This is a genomic window from Paraburkholderia sp. LEh10 (assembly GCF_017814945.1).
Taxonomy (GTDB): Bacteria; Pseudomonadota; Gammaproteobacteria; order Burkholderiales; family Burkholderiaceae; genus Paraburkholderia.
The window spans coordinates 50449-69568 of the sequence record NZ_JAGIPX010000047.1 but is presented as its reverse complement, the minus strand read 5'-3'; the positions used below and the strand labels follow the sequence as shown (position 1 = coordinate 69568).

The 19120-nt window shown below is 63.1% G+C and carries 17 protein-coding genes; 4 read left to right on the top strand and 13 right to left on the bottom strand.

Translation table 11 applies throughout. The features are described from left to right. Positions 1–295 precede the first annotated feature (295 nt). The 3 genes from J8I87_RS30735 (at position 296) to J8I87_RS30725 (ending at position 2982) form a co-directional block, all read left to right on the top strand. The gene (locus tag J8I87_RS30735) at positions 296–1513 is read left to right on the top strand and encodes a transporter substrate-binding domain-containing protein (RefSeq protein ID WP_209935934.1); all 1218 of its coding nucleotides are present in this window, start codon (positions 296–298) and stop codon (positions 1511–1513) included. Positions 1514–2031: 518 nt separating this feature from the next. Further along, positions 2032–2268, top strand: coding sequence for a hypothetical protein (locus J8I87_RS30730; protein WP_209935933.1), 237 nt, complete (start codon positions 2032–2034; stop codon positions 2266–2268). Positions 2269–2448: 180 nt separating this feature from the next. Then, positions 2449–2982, top strand: a complete 534-nt coding sequence (locus J8I87_RS30725) for a hypothetical protein (protein WP_245254282.1) — start codon at positions 2449–2451, stop codon at positions 2980–2982. 35 nt (positions 2983–3017) lie between these two features. On the opposite strand, the gene J8I87_RS30720 is transcribed toward J8I87_RS30725, so the two are convergent. The 3 genes from J8I87_RS30720 to J8I87_RS30710 all read right to left on the bottom strand — a co-directional run bounded on the left by J8I87_RS30720 (position 3018) and on the right by J8I87_RS30710 (position 4959). Continuing rightward, the gene (locus J8I87_RS30720; RefSeq protein ID WP_209935932.1) at positions 3018–3320 is read right to left on the bottom strand and encodes a DUF4148 domain-containing protein; all 303 of its coding nucleotides are present in this window, start codon (positions 3318–3320) and stop codon (positions 3018–3020) included. A 180-nt stretch (positions 3321–3500) separates the two neighbouring features. After that, positions 3501–4001, bottom strand: coding sequence for a hypothetical protein (locus tag J8I87_RS30715; protein ID WP_209935931.1), 501 nt, complete (start codon positions 3999–4001; stop codon positions 3501–3503). Between the two features lie 16 nt (positions 4002–4017). Beyond that, complete coding sequence (locus tag J8I87_RS30710) at positions 4018–4959, bottom strand: M15 family metallopeptidase (RefSeq protein WP_313066899.1); 942 nt, start codon at positions 4957–4959, stop codon at positions 4018–4020. A gap of 176 nt (positions 4960–5135) precedes the next feature. Between J8I87_RS30710 and J8I87_RS30705 the strand changes: the two genes are divergently transcribed. Beyond that, positions 5136–5663, top strand: a complete 528-nt coding sequence (locus tag J8I87_RS30705) for a hypothetical protein (protein ID WP_209935930.1) — start codon at positions 5136–5138, stop codon at positions 5661–5663. A gap of 105 nt (positions 5664–5768) precedes the next feature. Here J8I87_RS30705 and J8I87_RS30700 read toward each other — a convergent pair whose 3' ends face one another. From J8I87_RS30700 to J8I87_RS30655, 10 genes are all read right to left on the bottom strand, one after another. Next, positions 5769–5918 carry a hypothetical protein gene (locus J8I87_RS30700; protein ID WP_209935929.1) on the bottom strand — a complete coding sequence of 50 codons (150 nt, stop codon included), beginning with the start codon at positions 5916–5918 and terminating at the stop codon, positions 5769–5771. Positions 5919–6183: 265 nt separating this feature from the next. Beyond that, positions 6184–7104 (bottom strand): hypothetical protein, encoded by a 921-nt coding sequence (locus tag J8I87_RS30695; protein WP_209935927.1) that lies wholly within the window; start codon positions 7102–7104, stop codon positions 6184–6186. 19 nt (positions 7105–7123) lie between these two features. Next, on the bottom strand, positions 7124–7720 hold the full coding sequence (locus tag J8I87_RS30690) for an OmpA family protein (protein ID WP_209935926.1): 597 nt from the start codon (positions 7718–7720) through the stop codon (positions 7124–7126). A 69-nt stretch (positions 7721–7789) separates the two neighbouring features. Continuing rightward, positions 7790–8536, bottom strand: a complete 747-nt coding sequence (gene tagF / locus J8I87_RS30685; RefSeq protein ID WP_209935925.1) for a type VI secretion system-associated protein TagF — start codon at positions 8534–8536, stop codon at positions 7790–7792. Then, positions 8533–12060 carry a type VI secretion system membrane subunit TssM gene (tssM, locus tag J8I87_RS30680; protein WP_209935924.1) on the bottom strand — a complete coding sequence of 1176 codons (3528 nt, stop codon included), beginning with the start codon at positions 12058–12060 and terminating at the stop codon, positions 8533–8535. Before tssM ends, tagF begins: the two co-directional genes overlap by 4 nt. Before the next feature lie 43 nt (positions 12061–12103). Next, complete coding sequence (locus J8I87_RS30675; protein ID WP_209935923.1) at positions 12104–13393, bottom strand: DotU family type VI secretion system protein; 1290 nt, start codon at positions 13391–13393, stop codon at positions 12104–12106. Positions 13394–13416: 23 nt separating this feature from the next. Next, positions 13417–14751: a type VI secretion system baseplate subunit TssK gene (gene tssK / locus J8I87_RS30670; protein WP_209935921.1), complete on the bottom strand. Its 1335-nt coding sequence runs from the start codon at positions 14749–14751 to the stop codon at positions 13417–13419. A gap of 42 nt (positions 14752–14793) precedes the next feature. Beyond that, on the bottom strand, positions 14794–16581 hold the full coding sequence (tagH, locus tag J8I87_RS30665; protein ID WP_209935920.1) for a type VI secretion system-associated FHA domain protein TagH: 1788 nt from the start codon (positions 16579–16581) through the stop codon (positions 14794–14796). 127 nt (positions 16582–16708) lie between these two features. Beyond that, positions 16709–18697, bottom strand: coding sequence for a type VI secretion system Vgr family protein (locus J8I87_RS30660; protein WP_209935919.1), 1989 nt, complete (start codon positions 18695–18697; stop codon positions 16709–16711). A 25-nt stretch (positions 18698–18722) separates the two neighbouring features. Beyond that, positions 18723–19112 (bottom strand): DUF4280 domain-containing protein, encoded by a 390-nt coding sequence (locus tag J8I87_RS30655; RefSeq protein WP_209935918.1) that lies wholly within the window; start codon positions 19110–19112, stop codon positions 18723–18725. Positions 19113–19120: the final 8 nt, after the last annotated feature.

Below are 19120 nucleotides of genomic sequence, written 5' to 3'. Positions count from 1 at the left end.
CGACTCAACACTCAACGGAGGTTAGATCGCATCAAATCGCTGGCTGCAAATCCGTCCGTCGAACCGGGTCAACCTCAGGATGAGAGAGCGCCATGCGGATGGCACTTGCGCTGTTGTGAACTTGCAATCCGATGACGACGAAGCCAACTGGTGCCACAGCACAGCCGACGAAATCGCGCGTCGCCACTCACGGATACGAAGATATTTGTATGGGGCGCTGCGGGGGCGTGAACTGCATGCGCGCTCCCGCCGCTAATGTCACGACGTCATCAAATTAATCTGGACCTTAGAGGCGATGCACAATCCATCCCATTGGTTGGTCGCGCTGATTTGTCTGTCCCTACCTTCGATCCTTTTGGTGCCCGCTTCTGCGGCCTCTAAACCGCTCGAAGTGACCAGGAGCACATCAAGCGTTGCTAAAACGACATCGATACAAACTGGGGTCGCCGTCCGACGCAGGGTCGTTCTGGTTGCACCCGTTGCGCCACCCAATGCTCCAACGGGCTCCATTGCGGAACGGTCGTTGCGGGTTGCGATTTCCCCGGCAGCGCCCTTCGTGCTGCCACAGACGGCGACTCCAGAAGGGTTTAGCGTCGATCTATGGAACGAGGTTGCTCGTCGCATGCACGTCGAATTCACATGGACCAGAGTTCCGACACAGGCCAAGCTGTTGGCCGCTGTGCAGCGTGGCGAGGCAGACGTCGCGATAGCGGCCATCACCATGACCTCTGAACGGGAAAAGGTCATAGATTTCTCGCTGCCCTATTTCGACTCCGGTTTACAGATCATGGTGCGCGCGCGGAGCGACAATGCATTCATGACAGCGTTCCGATCGATCCCGTGGCTGGCCATCATTCAGATCATGGGCGTAGCGATCGCGATTGTATTCCTGCTCGCCAATCTGGTCTGGCTGATCGAACGAAAACACGACCCTCATTTTCACAAACCCTATTTCCGTGCGATCGGCGAAGGTTTGTGGGAGACCATGCTGATCATCGCCACAGGTGAGCACGGCGAACGAGACACGGCTAACGTGGGGAAGCGCATCCTCGTGCCGGCGATGTGGCTGATCGGTGTCGTGCTGATCGCTCACCTCACCGCTACCATCACATCATTTCAAACCGTAGCACGCCTCCAGTCAAACATCCGTGGCCCGGACGACCTCCCTGGCAAATCGATAGGCACAGTACCAGCGACCACCGCTGCGGACTACCTGACCCAACGCGGCCTGCCATTTGTCAATGTGAACTCGGCCGCCGAGGGCATCCGTATGCTCATGCAAGGTGACGTCCAGGCAATCGTTTATGACGCGCCAACCCTTCAATACTGGGCCGCAAAGCGCGGCAACGGCGTCCTGGCTGTTGTCGGACCGATCTTCCGGCTGGAAAAATATGGAATTGCCTTAGCTAACGGCAGTCCACTACGCAAGTCCATCAACGAAGCGCTACTCGCAATGTACGAGGACGGCACCTACGAACAGATCTATGGAAAATGGTTCGCGCCAGGCAAATAGTTTGTGGAATCTCGAAGCCCCCGGGAAGCGAAGGTTACGATCGCAACTTCTAGCGGCATTGCTACTGTCGACGCGAAACGTCAGTAAAGGAGGTTTTCCGATTTAGCGTCCCGAAGTTGACGGTGCACTTGCGCGAGATAATACTTTGGATTCGCCGTCGCATTGACTCCAGGTTGTGCAAGGCAGTGCTCGGGGAGCTACCCACGATGCCGTTTCGGGCACCTCTTTTGCCGGCTTAAAACCAAGGATCAGCGTACGGTTGGGAGCAGTTCCCCTGACCGGCGGTCTATCCACAATGTACTTCGGCGCTTCTCCCGGACGTGCCAGGTGAAGCGCCAACAACGCGCGATGGAACACATCAAGGCGCGTGAATCTACGCTGACCAAAGTCTTTTCGCTTCGGGCAACACTCAACTGAGCCGCGTGCGCTTGAAAGGGATTTGAGGATCTTCCATTTAAGCGATCGGCTCGTTCATCAAGGCCGCACCCTGTCGCACCTATATAACAACTGGAGACGTTATGCACTTCTATCACCAACGTGTAGCGATACAACTATCGGCGGCGAGAAGCGGAAATTCTTTCGTCGCGCGCGTGTCCATTCTTGAGGAAGATGGCGAGACCACCTCGCTGGGTGATCTGGGGCATCTTACAAACAGGCAATCAGCCCTCGCGTTTGCCGCGCGGTGCGGCACCGCCTTCGACGACGAACCGGTGCCTTCGCCTCCATGCAATATCGAGCCAGTTGAAGCGCCGTAACAAGCTGCTGTTCCAATTCGTCTTGTGACATAGGATCTGCTGCGGCGGACTCCTACGCCCGGCTGCCTTTTGTTAGCATAACTACATGGCTCGTCCAGCGTGCGATGTCATTCGGATCTCTCGAAGGCCCGGGGCATCCTCCGGTCGGCGCTCGACCGCGCATTCCTGGCGTGAGCGCAGGTGCTCAAGCGTCTGAAGAAGTACGAATGCGGTGCAAGGAACCGAAATGGCCCACGCACGAATAGCGAGACGACGAATCGTGTGGGTGCTCGTGCCCTGTCTTTCACGACATTTCTGGCGGTGGGCGCGGCGTTGCTGTATGAGTTTTCAGTCGTCAGCCGCGCGGTGAGCGATTTTATTCAGGTCGAAAGGCTTGAACAGGTGCGCATCGCCCATGACGGGCAGCTTACGCCCGACGAGCGCCTCAACCCGGCCTACCTGAAACGCTACGGCCTGGACCCGACCCGATACGCCGACAGGCACGCCCAGTTCTCGCCCACGGGCGCAGACTGGCAGCGATGGAGCCTCCGAACCAAAGCGGCCGCGATCGTCATGTGGCTCGGCCACGATCCGCCAGGCATCTGGTGGACGTTATCGCAGATCAGATGTGTCGATCGTGTTCCCGAAGCCCATGCCGACACCGAACGCATCGTCGCCGTCGCCGATGCGTGTCTCGGCGAACCGCATGGACTGGCGCAATGCAAGATCATCTAGGCGCCTATGTGGTGTCACTCTTTGAGTTGTCTATCTCAGCCGGTTTGAAGGTGCGGGCACTCCGTTTGAAACCAATAATCGACCAGGCGCTGTGCCGCTTGTAGATCCGCTGGATAGTACGGGTCGTACCACGGTGACGGGTTGTAGCCCGCTTTCCTCAGCGCGGCGAGCTCGCTTTCGTGTTGCGCCATCGTAGGGGCCGCGTTTGTCCTGAGCGCCGCCACGTCGCGGCACTCTGCCGGAGTGAGGTGCGGCCCGGTATATGCCATGCGGCCAACGGTACAGCCGGCGACCAAAATCACCAGAGCGGGAAGTAATGTTCCAGGCGGATTTTTCATAGTAGGAGTCCTTCTCAGCGATCGACCCAAGGCCAGTGTCACGCCGCCGTGGCGGACGTCTCGTCGATCACGCGAGGTCAGCACCAGTGTATCCCGGTCTTCGAAATCTCTCTTTCCAACTGAGGCCGCGAAGCGATGGCGCGCGAAATCAAGTTCCCACGCGCGTGCCGCTCCGTTCGGTTAATCCATCTGTTCCCGAAACCCCCGTGCCTTGCGGGCGTAATAACCCGACGAAGTTGTGTTGCCATTGCGCCAGTACATTTCGCTCATTTGTTGTGCTGCCTTCGCCGCAATTTCAAAAGCCGCTATTACGTCACGACGTTCCTGGTCCTGGAATAGCCTGCCCTCAACAAACTTCCCTGCGATGTAGCCGGATTCTGTTTCGATCACGCCAATCGACAGATAACCGCGCCTCAACTCGCCGAAGAATGTCTCGGCGACTCTGCCATCCGCATAGCCACGAAGAACGCCTCTGCCGTCAGCAACACCATCCGCAGAGCAAGGACCGCTCCACCGAATGACCGTAAAGTTCCATGAGGCAGGAGGCTCGAAGCGACATCCGGAATGCGCATCCGCCTGACTCGGCCCGGCCGCGCAAGCCCCCAGTGGAAACACGATTGATGAAGCGATTCCAACGATCGCCAGCCGCAAGCACCGTAGCGACAATCGTGCGTGTTTCATGACAATCGCAGGCGCTTCATTTCAGAACAGTGGCCCAGCTTGCGACCAGATCGTGACCCGCCTCGAAGTGCATGCCGTCTTCGGTAGGAAAGCCCGCGCCCCAGTACCAGCCATGACGATTGAAGACCGGGCAAAGAAGCGTCAGCCCGACCTGAACCTTGTTGTCGCCACGCGTGTCGAGCACACCGGCGATAGTCAGGTCGATGGCGGTGCCCCACGAATGATTGGAAATCTTCGACGTGCTGCCGCGCCGAAAGCGGCAACACAACATACCCGCTGTGCCGATCAGCATAGCAAGGTCGGGCAACTCCTTTTCAACATCCGCGTAGACAGCCTTCAGGCTATCGACAGCAGGCGCGAGCCCCTGCACACGAAAACCGCCGATCCTCGCAACGACCACGTTTCTTTTTAGACGTGGATCGGTCAAGGGCTGGCAGTCGGACGAATAGCTCTGTCTCGGCTTGCCCAGCGTGCTGTTCATGAATGCGTCCGAAACAGCGCGCAGGCCGTGATTGATGGTATTCGCGGCGGGACGCGGAACAAGGCGCAGAAAAGGAGAGAGCACCACCGGCGGATGATGCTTGAACGCCACCAGATGACGCCACGTGCGACCGTTCGGGTCGACGCGCCGGTCCGGCAGCCTGGAGAACTGCCGCTGAAAACTTTCGATGGCCTGGATAGTTTGCCGGTCGCAAATGCCCGTTGGTGGAGAGAGACTCGTAAATCCGTGCTCGATAAGCAGCTTTTGAACCAGCAGGACGTCTTCTTTATTGTTCGCGGCGCCCTCACCGACGGATTTGACAATGCCGATAGTCATGGATGAACTCGCGACCAGAATCCTGGCAACTTTTCCGCAGCGGCATACGTCGCGAACGCACTTTAAACGTATCCGCGGTCGCCACCCGACGGAACGCGTCGCAAAACGCGGAGGATCGCGAGCACCGAGCCTGAACCACACACCCTACCTTAGAGACGAATGAACGGCACCTCGTTTGAAGATTCGCGGCGTTGCTAGAAATCCCCCGAATTCGGCCGATGCGAAAACGCCCAACTGGCCCCACTTGACACGGTGGAATGGCGTGTATTCACTGTTTAGATCGATGAGTCCAGCCATCGGATCACTGGAGAGCACAAATGGGACGTCTCACTCAGCAGCTCGGCGAAAAGCCTATTGGCCGTGTCATCGTGCCGTGGTACGACGACGCCTTGTGGGCCGAGGCTCGCGATTTTTGGGAACCAGCCGGTATCTGGCGGGTAAAACGAAGTGAGTTGGCTGAAGACATTACGCAGCCGCACAAAACAGTGCTTTATGTACTGGCGCACAGCGGACGCGGCGTATCGTTCATTGCGTCAAATGATGGCGAGACGCTATCCGCAGAGCAGCTGGTTCGATTCCTGGTCGACGGAGGCCTGCCGAGTCAAATCCTTGCGGTCAAGATCTGGGCGTGCTTCTCTGGCGTCAACGGATTTGCGCAAGAAGTGAAAGCGAAATTCCTGGCTGAGCAAAAAGGCTATAACCCAGTCGTAGTTGGCTACAACGAAGTGACGGGCGGACCCAAAGATGTAGCCAATGATCCCCATAAACATGTCTTCCAGCTGGGTCCCGACAATACGCGAGGCCCTGTTATCGGTCGCGCCTCCGCTCACAGGAACATTTTCTGATCTCGCTGGCTCCAACGCGGCGATGATTGACATCGCGGCCCCGGCGCTCGTCGTGACGCTACCTACGCTGACCGTCCTCAGCGGGCGCTGTTCCGACTGCCAACCTCAGTCTCGTTCGACGAAGACCATGAACTCGGGATACACCTGCTTGCTGATGGCCACGAGAAATTCGTTGCCGCCCTTATGCTCCATCTGCACCGATTCGTACCCGATGTTTTGATCGACGTCCGTGCCCGTAATGTGAACGCGCTGCAAGCCCTGGGCAAGTCTCGAACTTTTGCCACCGCTGTTCGTTTTTGCAGACGAGCACCGTCAGGACAGACCATTCGCCCGGCACGACTGCCAATCGCTTCTTGCCGAAAATTCCTTGAATTCTTTTGAAGTCGTAGCAGGATAAGGCTGTGCCAGCCCGATGGATAAAGAACACGCCGCGGGCTCCCGGTGCGCCCTCCCCCGATCTCGCTTTCGATCATCTTGTACTTCTGGGTGGACAAGGGTAGCTCGGCAAAGCCACCCGCCGTCATCGCCCGTCCTCTGTCACCTTCTGTCTAAGCTTGTCGCGTATCCGCGCCACATCGATGCCCCCAGCGCCGCGCACATCGGCAAGAGGCATATAAGGCGCGGGCGTATGCAACAGATAGGCCTGCATCTCATCGATGACGATCCGGTCGCTCGCGTCGTAACCCATGCTTTCCAACTGCCGCGTCAGTTCCGCGCGCTCCTCATAGGTGAGATCGCGCCACCAGAAAGACCGGCACGCTTGCGCATAGGCCTCGTCGGAAAAGTACTGCCAGTGGCCCAATTCATGACTGAGAATCGCAGCGCGCACGGGCGCGTCGATGGACTCTCCGCCTTGCGCTGGGCCGCGACCGGGAATGGTGATCAGGAAATCATGCGTGCTGCGCGCCTGCCAGTTCCCGTTGCGCTCTTCGATCAGGCCCATCCGCACGACGATGCGCTGCAGTGCACGCTCGCCCGGCGTCAGCACCAGATGCTGCCGCCGGGACAGATCGAAGAAGCGAGCGAGTTCGACCGAGCTGAAATTGTTGCCTGCCGTCAGGTCTGCGGCGTCGGTGCCGAAGCGCCGCGCGTGATTGACGATCGCAGCCATCGTGACGATGTGATCGCGCGGCATGTCGCGGCGCTCGAACAACGCGACGACGCGAGAAAACATCGCGCCCTGATCGGCGATACCCGGCGCATGCATCACATACAGGCCCTGCCGGTCGGTAATCGCGAAGACGACGAGCCGGTTGTCCGCCGGCAGCGACGCATCGAGCCTGGCGAGCGGAATACGCCGTATCTCGACGTGCTCGCTCTGCACTTCGAGCGATGGCCTGACCGCTTGCGCGCAAGCGTTGTCCGCCAGCCATGCTGCCGTCGACAAGGACAGCGCGCATGCCGCCGTGACTTCGATGCCGCGTGCGCAAGCCAGCTTCATGAGTGCGCGCGGCGTCAAGCTAGTCCGTCACCGTGACAATCGTCACGCGACGGTTTTCCGGTGCGGTCGGATTGCGCCGGTTCAATGGCTCGGTCGATCCTTTCCCAACCGACGACAAACGCTCCGGTGCGATGCCGTCCTTCTGCGTCAGATACGCGACGACTGCGGCAGCGCGATCCTCCGACAGCTTCATGTTTGATTCCGCCGAGCCGCGCGGATCGGCATGCCCTTCGACACGAAAGCGAAATGCCGCCAACTGCTCCGACTGCAGCGCGTGAGCCACCTTGTCGAGTGCGGTTTGCGCGCTTTGGGTGAGTGTCGACGAGTTGGTCGTGAACGTGATCAGCATCTGCAGCGACGGATGCCTGGCGGGACCCGCCGGTTTCGCCGCTGCACCGGGTTGCTTGTTCGACAGCACGAATCCGCGCGTCACGATGTTGTCGCCGTTGTCCTCGGGAGCCAGCGCCCGTGTGACCGACTGTTCATCGATGTCCTGCTCCTTGAGGACCGGTTCGGCAGCATGCGCAACGCGTGCGCATGCGATGACACAGAGCGTGACCAGCAACGCCCCGCGTGCTCTGCGTGCGTTCAGAATAGAAATGATTGAGCCAGACATGGCGCGACCTCCGATCAATGAATTCACAAGCCGTCGCTTCGGACTACTCTCTGTTCTTTTCTCGGGCAGTCACCGCCGCAGCTTCACGATGGACTGCCAGCCATTGGGTGCCTCGCCGAGCAGACCGACGAAGCGCTCTCCGTCGGGCAAGCCCGGACCGCCTAGCAGCGCCGGCGGGACCGCACTCGAACCTTCCGTCCACCACGCACTCGATCCCGCTGCGGCGTGATCGGCAAGCGCATCGGCAAAGCCATCGCGAACCGCACCGGGCTGTTCGACGTCGCTCCCGTCGTTTTCCCCGAGCGCCGGTCCTGCCTGCTGCTGAGCCTGTCCCCCCAGACCCAGCCGCCATGCGACGCGCGCAGAAGGCGCTACATGCAACGGCCCCCAGGCATCGAGTTCCATATCGAAGCGCTTCAGCACGAAATCGTCGGCAAGCGTCGACAACGCACGCCGCGTCGCCTCGTCGTACCAGGACTGCGCGCCGCCGAGCCACGCGGCCGCGTCGCCCACTGCAACCGGTGCGGCGATCGTGAACGGAAAATAGCGTCCTACCCTGTCGACGCCCGGCATCAACACCCCCGCCCATACCGACTCGCCACAAATGCCCGCACCGAGCGCAAAGCACCAGACAGGCATATTCAGATACATGGGCAGCCACTGCGCGCCCAACCGCCGCTGCGCGAACAGCGTGCCCTGCTGCAGGCACGCGTCCCACGGCGCGACGAACCCGGCGGGCAGGCGTCGCGTGACAAAGTCGCCATGCGTACGCACCTTGCCGAAAAAACCTGGCCCCTTCGTGACGAACTCGTTCATAGCCGGTCAGGACAGCGGAACTGTTCGAACACCCCTCGACTAAACGGATTCGTCACGCTGCTCGCATCGAGCTGAAGCACGAGCGGATGTCCATCCGACTCGAAGGTCATCTTGAACCGATCTGCTTGAGCGGTCGGCTGCAAACGCGCATTGTCCACCAGATGCAGCAGCGCCCACGGTCCATCCGCGCGCGCGGAATCTCCCGACGGTTCGAAATCGACATGCGCCTGTCCAGTGCCTTTTCCGCTCGGCCACTGGAACACCATCGACTGATCCACATGCGCGGCAACCAGCTGCTGTCCATCGATATCGATGGTGGCGTGGTCGATAGCGGGATCGATGTCGAGCACCTTCAGCGTGAAGCGAATCGACGCGTCGCGCCCCCCGGCGCGGAAAAATGCATCCCTGATCTGCGCGGCCCGCTGGAACTGCGCGAGCACGTCCAGCGGAATGCCGAGCGATTCAGCGCCGCTGCGCCAGCGCCATTGCGGCCCCGACATATCGACCAGCGTCGCAAGGTTCTTCTGGAAGAAATCATCGATCAGGCCGCCCGGCCCGAGTATTCGCCCGAAATCGTCGGAAGCGGCATCGCGACGGGAGCTGCGCACCAGCGGATAGCGCCCGTCGAGCGCCTGCCGGCAAAGCTGCGCGACGTTGGACTGCCACAGCGCATTGAGCCGCGCGCGTTCGCCGCCGACCATCAGCATCGCGCCGCCGTTCGCAATGTCGTCGACCACGTTCGCGAGCGGCGCGGGCGCGCTCTGCGCGGCGAGCTTCAGCTTGTTCAGCGCGTCACCCGGCGGCGCGGGCAGGCCCTGCTTGCGCGCGGCATCGGCGGCTTCGAGATACGACGCCGCATCCTTGAGCGCCGCGAGCTGCGTATCGAGAGGCACGGGACCCGCCGCGCCGGGCTTGCCCGCGAGATCGTGCAGCGCCTGGAAGTGCGCATCGACGGGATTGACCTGCGCAGACGGCGGTGCCGCTTCGTCCGGCTGATTGCCGAGCGCGCTTTCGAGCCGCTTCTTCACCGCATCGAGCTTGTTGCCCAACGCCGCGACGCCCTGTTCGGCGAGCGAGCCGCCCGCTTTCGCCATGCCGAGCGTGGTCTCCTGGGCGGCGGCCAGCATGAGCGCCCTCAACGGCGAATCGGGGGCGGCGAGCAGATTGGCCACGCGCGCGCCCTTCGCGACGCTATCGATCGGCACCACGGCGACATCCGCCAGCAGCGCGTCCCATTGCGCGATGTACTGATCGTAGTAGAGCCGCGTCATCGCCGACTTCAGGTCGTCGATGCCGTTCGGCGTCAGCACGGATTCCTCGCGGCCGAGCACCCAGTCGTCCCTCGCGACATCGATCACGGCGGCGTCGCGCAACTGGCCGAACTTCTGATAGCCCGCCCGCGTATAGGCGCCGGAGACGCCGCGCGTGAGCGGTGAGCCGCTCTTTCTGACGAGCACCAGCGCGGCGTTGCGTCCCCCAGCCGCCGCCACGGTGAATTCCGGCAGCTTCACCTGTTCGAGATCGCGCATGACCCGATTGAACATCCGCTGTGCCAGCGGCATCTTCGCGAGGTTGGCGCGCGCCTGCGCGATCAGGTCCTTATCGAGCGGCAACGACGCGTCGAATTGCGCGGGCTGAAAGAGCGCGGCGAGATGAGCGTCGATATCGTTGCGCTGATCGTCGCTGGCATCGTGCAGCGGTCCGCGCCGCCAGTCGATGTCGGCCCACAGGCGCACCGCATCCGCGTCGAAATGGGACGCATCGCCGAGCATCAGATACGCGCGCAGCACCTCGTATTGAAAGTCTGGATTGTTCGCGTCGCCCCGCCGCAACTCCTCCTCCATCCTGCGCACGACGAGCGGCAGCAGCGTCTGACGCAAAAGCCGCCGGTAACTCGCCTGCGCTTCGAGACCCAGTTTGTCGCCCTGATACAGCCCGAGACGCGAAAGCCACGGCACGTTCCTCTTGCGATCCTCGAAGCCGCCTGGCACGTCGCGCGCGGCATTGAGCAGCGGCAGCAGCGCGAGCGGGTCGTCGCCCGGCCTGGTGTTTTGCGCGAGCTTCTGCAATTGGGCGACATGCTGCTGGACATCGGCGATATACGCGCGATTGCGCTGATAGCTGATGAAAAACAGTACCAGCGCCCCCACCACGCCGAGGCAGATCAATCCGAGTGCGATGCGCTGCAGCCATGTCCGGCGCCGCTCCAGCCTGGGGTTCGTGCCCGCAAGCTCCGCTTCCTGGAAAATGACATCGCGCAACAGCCGCGTGATGAAGTACGCGCGCCCGCTTGCCGGGTCCGGCACCACGACCTCGCGTTGCAAGCCGAGCGCGGCGGCGACCACACTCATCACGCGGTCGATCGGCCGGCCTTCCTGCGTACCGCTCGTGAAATAGACGCCGCGCAGCAGCGCCGCCTCGTCGAAGCGCGACGCGCTGAAGGTTTCCTTCAGGAAAGCGGTCAACACATTCTCGAGGCCGGCGAACTGCTGCGGAAAGCCATACACGAGCGCTCGCCGCCGCATGTCCGTCTCCTGTTGCATGCGCCTGAGCACCCGCGACTGCAACTGCTTCTCCAACGCCGCGAACTCGCCGGCGAACGACGCCAGCGCTTCGTCCGGCGCACCTTGCGCAACATACGGGAAGGTCATGCCCCACACCTGTTCACGCTCGTCGCGGCCGAGGTCGTCGAAGAACTCGGCGAAGCCCGCCAGCAGATCGCATTTCGTCACCACGACGTAAACGGGAAACCGCATGCCAAGGCGCGTGTACAGTTCCTTCAGCCGTTCGCGCACGGCGGCTGCCTGCAGCGCGCGTTGCGTGTCCGACAGCTGCAGCAGGTCCTGCACCGACAAGGCGACGATCACGCCGTTCAAGGGGCGCCGCGGCCGGTACTTGCGCAGCAGTTGCAGGAATCCGCTCCATGCGGCCTGATCGGCTTCAGCGAAACTGTCCTGGGTCGTGTAGCGGCCGGCCGTGTCGAGCAGCACGGCATCGTCGGTGAACCACCAGTCGCAATTGCGCGTCCCGCCGACGCCGCCGACTGCCTGCTTGCCGAGCCGGTCAGCGAGCGGAAACTTGAGGCCCGAATGGAGCAGCGCCGTCGTCTTGCCCGTGCCGGGTGCGCCGACGAACATGTACCAGGGCAACTGATAGACGTACTGGCTCCCGAAGCGGCCCTTCACGCGCGCCTTGCGCAGGATCGCCATCGCTTCCTCGAAGCGCTGCCTGAGCGCGGCAACCTCCGCCTCTGATTCCTTCTTGCCGGGCTGCGGCGTCTCCTCGGCGACCACTCGCGTAAAGCGCACGTTCGCGAGCCGCGCAATCAGCCAGCGCACGCCCCAGTAAAGCGCCCACAGCACGAACAGCACGGCGATCACGACCCAGCGGCTCCCGGCCGTTTCGAGCGGCGCCTTGCCCGCAAACGCGAGCAACGGCCCCTCGATCCAGACGACCAGCGCGAGCGCCAGCACGCCAAGGAACGTCAGCACGATCGGGCGGCGCAGCCAGCCTGTCAGTTTCATGGGCGGTCATCCCCGAAGAGATGCGCGCGGATAGCAGGCCGGGTCACGATGCCGCTCCGGGCGCGAGAATGGTGATGTCGACGCGACGGTTCCTCGCGCGGTTCGCCGGTGTGTCGTTGGGCGCAATCGGCTCGGTATCGCCGCGGCCTTCCGCGGTGAATCGGCCAGGCGATCCCGCGCGCGCGGCCAGCATGTCTTTCACGACATCGGCGCGCGCCTGCGACAGATGCCAGTTCGACGGAAAACGCGCTGACACCAGACGCTGGTTGTCCGTGTGTCCCGCGACGACGACATTGCCCGGCACATCCCGTAACGCGTCGCCGATGCGCTGGATCAAGCCGAGGTACTCCGACGCGAGTTCGGCGCTGCCCGATGCGAACAGGCCGTCGCCGTTGATTTCGACGACCGTCCTGTCCGGTCTTTCGGACACGCGCACGAGGCCCTGAGCGATCTCCGGCGCGAGGAATTGCGACAGCTTCGGCGCGAGCGCGGGCGGCGGCGCGGCCTTCGCCGCGGCGAGCGGCGGCGGCGCGACGCGCACGCTGTGCAAGGCGGCGAACACCGGATCGGACTCGTCGTTCAGACGCAGGCTCAGCACGAGATGCGCGCCGACGAGCAGCACACCCGCGACGGCGGCCGCGACCCACAACGGCACCAGTTGCAGCAGCGGCTTGCGTTCTCCCTTGACGGGCAACCAGTGCACGGACAGATCGCGCTCGGCCGCCCCACGTTGCGAACGGATCATCGTTTCGAGCCGTTCACGAATCGTGTCCAGCTGCGTGCGTCCGCCGTCGATCAACCGGTATCGGCCTTCGAAGCCGAGCCCGAGAATCACGTAGATCAGTTCGAGCACATCGATGTTCGCAGCGGGGTTCTGCGCGAGCCGCTGCAAGATCAGGAAGAAGCGCTCGCCGCCCGACGCCTCGTTATGAAACGTCACGAGCAGGCTGCGGCTCGCCCACATGCCCGCGCCCCACGGCGTGCTCGAAATGGCCTCGTCGAGGAACGTGCACAGACAGTAGCGCGACGCGCCGAGTTTCTCGTCGTCGATACCGTTCGCGCGCCCTTGCGTCTCGAATGCCCGCATCATCTGCATGAGCTGAGTGCGCAACGCTTCGACGTCCGGATGGGTCGGCAACTGGCGCAGCGGCACGGCCAGCTCGAGCAGCGGATTGGCCGCGCGCAGCAGCGGATTCAGGCCGCCCGTATCCGGCGAAATCGGCGCCGCGGTCGCGGCGGCCGCCACGAATGTTGTGCGGGAGCCGCCCGGTGTCGGAATCAGGATCGTCGCGCCGGGATCGTCGAGCGGGCCGCGCGGTTCATCTGGAGTCACGATGTATGTCCTCGATCAATCCCTCACCGGCGAATGGCCCAAAATTCCATCGCCAGCCCCGGGAATTCGCCCGCGACATGCAACGCCATTCCGGCGGAAGTCGCGAACTGCTTCCACAGATCGTTGCCGCGATCGAGCTCGAAGTACGTGAACCCCGCATGAAACGGCAACTGGCGCGGTGCGACAGGCAGCGCACGTAGCCCGATGCCAGGCAGCTGCAGGTTCACGAGATCGCGGATGCGCTCGACCGGTCCGATCTTCACTTGCGGCGCGAAGCCCGTCAGAATGTTTTCCGCCGGCATCTGCGCGCGCACGGCCAGCACGAACATCGCCGAAGCAAACAGGTTCCGGTCCGGCACGAGCGCCACACGCAGGCCGAACTTGCGTTCTTCGAGCGGAATCGGCACCGCATGCGGGTCCATCACCATGCTGAGCGACGCGCGCAGATCGTCGATGACGGGCGCGAAGGTCTCCTTGAGCCGGTCGTGCCGGTACACGGGATACGCGGACGGCCGCTTCGTCGGCTGGCTGAACGTGGCCAGTTCGCCTGCAAGCTGCAACGCGATCCCGTAGAGAGTCTCCGGGTGCAGCCCCGTCATCGTCGACAGATGCGCGGCGAGCGGCTCGTGCCGGTTGATCAGTTGCAGCAGCAGGAAATCCGCCACTTCCGCGACGCCCGTCACGCCGGGTTGCGCAAGACGCGCGGCCAGCGCCTCGCCGCGCTGGTGCAGCAGGCCGACAAGGTCGTCCACGAATGCGGCGAGCCGGCGCGCCACACGATAGTCGAGACATGGCGGGCTGTAGTCGCTTTCGAGCACGACGCGGTTATCCGGCAAGCGTTCGACGACGCGCGCGACACCCAGTACCGCATACGCATTCGCCACATCGGATTCGAGCGCGAGGCGCACGCGCAGCTTGCCGATCTGCATAAGCGCGGGCGTGGCATTCGGATCGTTGCTGTCGCCGACTTCGAGTTCGGACACGCGATGCCGCGCGAAATTTTCTTCACTCCCGTCATCGCCCGTTTCCGCTATGCCGGGTCGGCGCACGGGCAGCGCGAGGCAGATCAGCGCGTTGCGCGTGCCTTCGGGAATATCGAGCGGCTCGGGGAGATCGTCGTCGGCGGGCAGGTTCAATGGCGTGCCGTCGGGCATCACGCCCGCGCACGACAGCAGCGCGACCTTGCCGAGCTTGAGCAGTTGCTCGTCGATCTCCAGCGCGGTCAGCCCCCAGCTATACGCACGCAGTCCCGCAGCCCGAGTCTCGAGTTGAGTCTGCAGATAGCGGTCGTGCTGCTGCAGATGCTGCGGCTGCAGGAACATCCCCTCCGACCAGATGACTTTGCTGTTCCAGGACATGTTGTCTCGTCGTATCCAGTGGTTTTCTCGTAGCGACCAGGTTCAGCGGTTGCGTGACGGGTCTGTCCTGCCGCTCTTGCGCGCGGTGCGCAGCGCGTCGATCTGCGCTTCGTACGCGTCGTTGAACGCCTTGCCGAACAGCCGCTGGAAGTCGTCCTGAGCCTCGCGTGACACGTTCTCGTGGCGCTCGACAAACAGGTCCCACAGCCTGGCCTTGCGATTGGACAGCACCTTCTCGATCATGCCGCCTTCCTTCAACTGAGCCTCGATGTGGGCGGGATCGAAACGTCCAAGCACTTCCGCGAGTGCCGCGCGCATGCCGGCGATCACGGCCAGCTCATGCGACTCGATGTCGTCGAATGCGCACTCCAGCGCTTGCGCCGGCGGCAGATAGCCGGCGCCCCGGCCCGTCAGCATCTGCTCGAGCGCGCTGTCGACATCGGGGAAAAACTTTAGCGGGTTGTTGTCTCGCGCGACGATCAGCGTGATGTCGAGCCGCACCTCGCGACGCGTCATCGAGCGGGCGCGCAGCACGCCCATCGTGCCGCGCAACGCCTCGCGCAACATCGCGCCGACGAGCCGCGCCAGCTCCGCAGGCGGAACATTCGGCGCGCGCGAAGGATCGAGGCCGAGTCCTTCGACGAGCGCGGCGTAGGCGTCACCCTCCGCCCACGGGACGCGCGGTGTGGCGGCTTCTTCGCGCGCACCGGGCGACGCAGATGCGCATGCAGGCGTCGCGGCAGCACCCGGCGGCGGCGCATGCGTCGGGGCTTGCGGCGCGGGCACGGCAGCTTGCGCGGGCGCTGAAGCGGCGGGAGCCGGTGCCGGTTCCGGTTCGTGAACGGGCGCGAGCTCGGTGGGATCCTCGAAAACCTCCTGCTGTGCTGGCTGTGCTGGCTGTGCGAGAAGATCGTCGAATGGCGTCGCGGCTGCGCCTTCAGCGGCATCGCCGAGCAGACTGGCTGGCAGGCCTGTCGGTCCATGTTGTGTTGCGGGAACGGGCGCGCCTGGGGCTGGAGCGTGGACGGGATGCGCTCGAGGCAATGCCTGCGACGGCGTGGAGGCAAACGCTGGCGCGGACGCGGCCGCGCCGGACGCACCGCCTGGACGCGGCGACGACTCCCATTGCGCAAGCGCATCGGCGAGTGGATCGTAATCGGCGGGAATGCCTCCCGGCTGCGCGGCACGCACCGCGGACGAGCCGGACGAGCCGGACGAACCGGACCTGCCCGACGCGAGGTGCGGCACGACGGGCACTGGCGGCACCCGAGGCTCGGGCGCGGAGAACGCCTGAAACTCCGGCGCGACATGATCGCTTTCGGACCCTGCATAGCGCGGTCCCGACGCAATGGGCTTGCGCTCACCGAAGGCGGGTTGCCCAAGCGGATCGAGCGCGCCCAGACCGAACGGATCGCTTTGCATGTCGGCCGGCGACCGTTCGCCGAGCACCTTCACGGCCGCCAGCGGATCGGGTAGCCCCGTCATGCTGCGCACACCCGCGACGCGTTCTCCAATCGACACTTCGAGCAGATACGTGCCGATCATCAGCCGGTCGCCGTTCGCGAGCCGCGCCTCGCGCGTGCCGCCCAGCGCGTGCTGGTTCAGCACGCTCGGATTGCTGCCGAGATCGCACAACAGATACTCGCCGTCGCGGAACTCAATGCGTGCATGCACGCGCGAAATCGCGCGCTGCTGATCGGGCAGCACCAGGGTGCAGTCGGTTGCGCGCCCGATGGTGCCACCCGCCGCGCCGAACTCGACCACGATTGGCTCGGCGATGGGCTCGTCATTGAAGCGCGCGACGCACAACGAAAGAATCGGACCTTTCACCTGACTCCCCTGTCGGCCAAAGCGGGATGTCGACAGGAGCCGGCGCCCTGGCGCCTGCTTGCCGTCGCATGCCTTGCTCTGGCCGAATGCAAGATGGTTGCTGCGTAGTCAACCAGGCATCACGTCATCATTTCAGTTTCTTCGTGCCGTCGTCGGCGTCCTTTGGATCGGTGGGGTCGGTGGGCGACGAACCGCTGCCTGACCCCGCCGAGCCGCCCGAATTCAACAGAATCGGTGTGCCCGATACCGCGACGCTCGCCGGTCCCACCACGACGAATGCGCCCCCTGCCTTAAGCGTAATGCTCGCGCCCGCTTCAATCACGATATTCATGCCCGCCTTGATGTGGACGTTCATGCCCGCGTCGATCGCATAGTCCATCCCCACTTTTTCCTGCAGCTTCTGGCTGACGTTCAGCGAATCATTGCCCGCCACTTTCGCGTTCCGGTCGCCCGTCACGCTATCGTGCCGCGCACCCGTCACCGCAATGAACTCGTTGCCTGTCACCTTCAGATGCCGGTCGTTGCCGACGTTCGCCAGCATGTCGTTCCCGATCCACGTTTCGTGGTCTTTTTCTGCATGGAAGAACAGTTGCTCGCTGCCCTTCGTATCGTCGAAACGCATCTCGTTGAATCCGCCGCCGCCCTTGGTCGAGTTGCTCTTCCACGTTGAGAGGGCGGAATTCGCCGGCAGGTCGTACGGCGGCATCGTGTTGGCGTTGTACACGCAGCCGGTGACGAGCGGCCGGTCCGGATCGCCCTCGACGAAATCGACGAGCACTTCCTGGCCGATGCGCGGAATAAAAAATGTGCCCCAGCGCTTGCCCGCCCAACTGTGCGCGACGCGCACCCAGCAGCGCTTCATCCGTTCGCCCGCGTCGGCAGGCGGCGCAAACTGCTCCCAGTGAAACTGCACCTTGATGCGGCCGTACTTGTCGGTGAGAACCTCGTCGCCGTCGGGGCCGACCACCGTCGCGGTCTGCAGCCCGCCTATGACGGCGCGCGGTGTGATGCGTTCGGCGCGGAACTGGTTTTCCTTGCGCAGCGCGGTAAAGCTGCAATCGAAAAACGGCAGCGCGCGATTGTCGTTATAGGTCGATACGTAGGTGTCGGAATTGATTTCGTAGTCGGCGCGGACAACCAGATAGTCGTGATTCTGCGACTCGCACGCATGGCCTTGCAGCGCGAACAGACCGCCTGGCCACACGCCGCGCGCGCTCGTCCGTCCGCTGATGCTTTCGTTTCGCGCCTGACGTATTTCCACGCCGACTTTCGCGTAACGGTCGCCGTCGCCCGACTGGACGTGGCCGCTCAGATGTTCCTGCATCGTAAAGACGGGCGGATCGTAGACTTTCGGCCGTGTCGCGCGCGAGAGCAAGCCTTGCTGGTTGCTCGACGACGGCTTCTCGAAGTCGTATTCGTTGACTTCGTATTTGCCCGTCTGCAACTCGGCGCCCGACGACCATTGATACACGCATTCCTTCTCCTGGAGCGGTTCGTACCACCCGTCGTAGGAGATCGTCGCGTAGTGCTCGATCGACGTGTGAACGTCCGCCGAATCGGTCATCACTAGCGTGTGCTTGCCACCCTTGTGCTCGAAGTAGTAGTAGATGCCCTCATGTTCCATCAGCCGGCTGACGAAGTCGAAATCCGTCTCGCGATACTGCGCGCAGTGCTGCAACGACGGATAGGCCGCCGCGCATTTGTTACTCAGATCGATGTCGTAGTCCTGCAATACCCTGGCGATGATGTCGGGTACCGTCATATCGTGAAAGAAGCGGCTGTGCGACGCACGCGTGAGCAGCCACAGCCGGGGCCGCACGACGGCCTCGTAGCGCGCCATCCGGTTACGGGTTCGGTCGCCGGGCGCGATGAGGCGAAACGTGGTCACGATGCCGTTGATCTGGCGCTCGCCATCGGATGGCAGCGACACGGCAATCGACATGTCCTGGCCCAGCAGGTCGCCCGCATTGAGATCGTTGCTCAAGCCAAGCAGGTCCACACGGAACTCGCTGAGCCGGCCCAGCTCCTCGTGACCTGTCAGGCGCAGGAACAACAGATCGCCGCCGGCAGGCGCGCAACTGACGGTGACGTGGCGGAGCGGGTCTTGAGTGGTCATGGTCGCATGGCCTTGCGTCGACTTATCAGGGAATCATCGTCTTGACCGTGGCGGGATTGACGATCGTGACCACGCCGCCCCAGTTGCACATGCACTTCGAAACATTGTCGAGCGACGGCTGGTTGCCGAGCAGCACGGTCGGCGCACCCGTCACCCACGGCGACATCGTCGCGGGCACGCACGGCATCGGCGTCAGCACGCCCATCGCGGCAGCCGTCGCCGCGGCCACGGTCGGATTGCCGGGCGAACTGCACATGCCGAACGGCATGATGTTGACGAGGGGCACATGGTCCATGATGTTGGCCGCCGGCGGCCCTTCGCCCATCACGCGGTTCACCGGCAGCACGACGAGCGCCGAAGGCGCTGCGCCGAACGAGCATTGCAGCGTCGCACCCATGCTGACTTGTTGCGGCATATGAACCC

Excerpts from the sequence above, each read along its gene's own strand:
- J8I87_RS30735 (WP_209935934.1), top strand. The coding sequence starts at position 296 with ATGCACAATCCATCCCATTGGTTGGTCGCGCTGATTTGTCTGTCCCTA.
- J8I87_RS30730 (WP_209935933.1), top strand. The coding sequence starts at position 2,032 with ATGCACTTCTATCACCAACGTGTAGCGATACAACTATCGGCGGCGAGA.
- J8I87_RS30720 (WP_209935932.1), bottom strand. The coding sequence starts at position 3,320 with ATGAAAAATCCGCCTGGAACATTACTTCCCGCTCTGGTGATTTTGGTC.
- J8I87_RS30715 (WP_209935931.1), bottom strand. The coding sequence starts at position 4,001 with ATGAAACACGCACGATTGTCGCTACGGTGCTTGCGGCTGGCGATCGTT.
- J8I87_RS30705 (WP_209935930.1), top strand. The coding sequence starts at position 5,136 with ATGGGACGTCTCACTCAGCAGCTCGGCGAAAAGCCTATTGGCCGTGTC.
- J8I87_RS30695 (WP_209935927.1), bottom strand. The coding sequence starts at position 7,104 with ATGAAGCTGGCTTGCGCACGCGGCATCGAAGTCACGGCGGCATGCGCG.
- J8I87_RS30690 (WP_209935926.1), bottom strand. The coding sequence starts at position 7,720 with ATGTCTGGCTCAATCATTTCTATTCTGAACGCACGCAGAGCACGCGGG.
- tagF (WP_209935925.1), bottom strand. The coding sequence starts at position 8,536 with ATGAACGAGTTCGTCACGAAGGGGCCAGGTTTTTTCGGCAAGGTGCGT.
- tssM (WP_209935924.1), bottom strand. The coding sequence starts at position 12,060 with ATGAAACTGACAGGCTGGCTGCGCCGCCCGATCGTGCTGACGTTCCTT.
- tssK (WP_209935921.1), bottom strand. The coding sequence starts at position 14,751 with ATGTCCTGGAACAGCAAAGTCATCTGGTCGGAGGGGATGTTCCTGCAG.
- J8I87_RS30660 (WP_209935919.1), bottom strand. The coding sequence starts at position 18,697 with ATGACCACTCAAGACCCGCTCCGCCACGTCACCGTCAGTTGCGCGCCT.
- J8I87_RS30655 (WP_209935918.1), bottom strand. The coding sequence starts at position 19,112 with ATGCCGCAACAAGTCAGCATGGGTGCGACGCTGCAATGCTCGTTCGGC.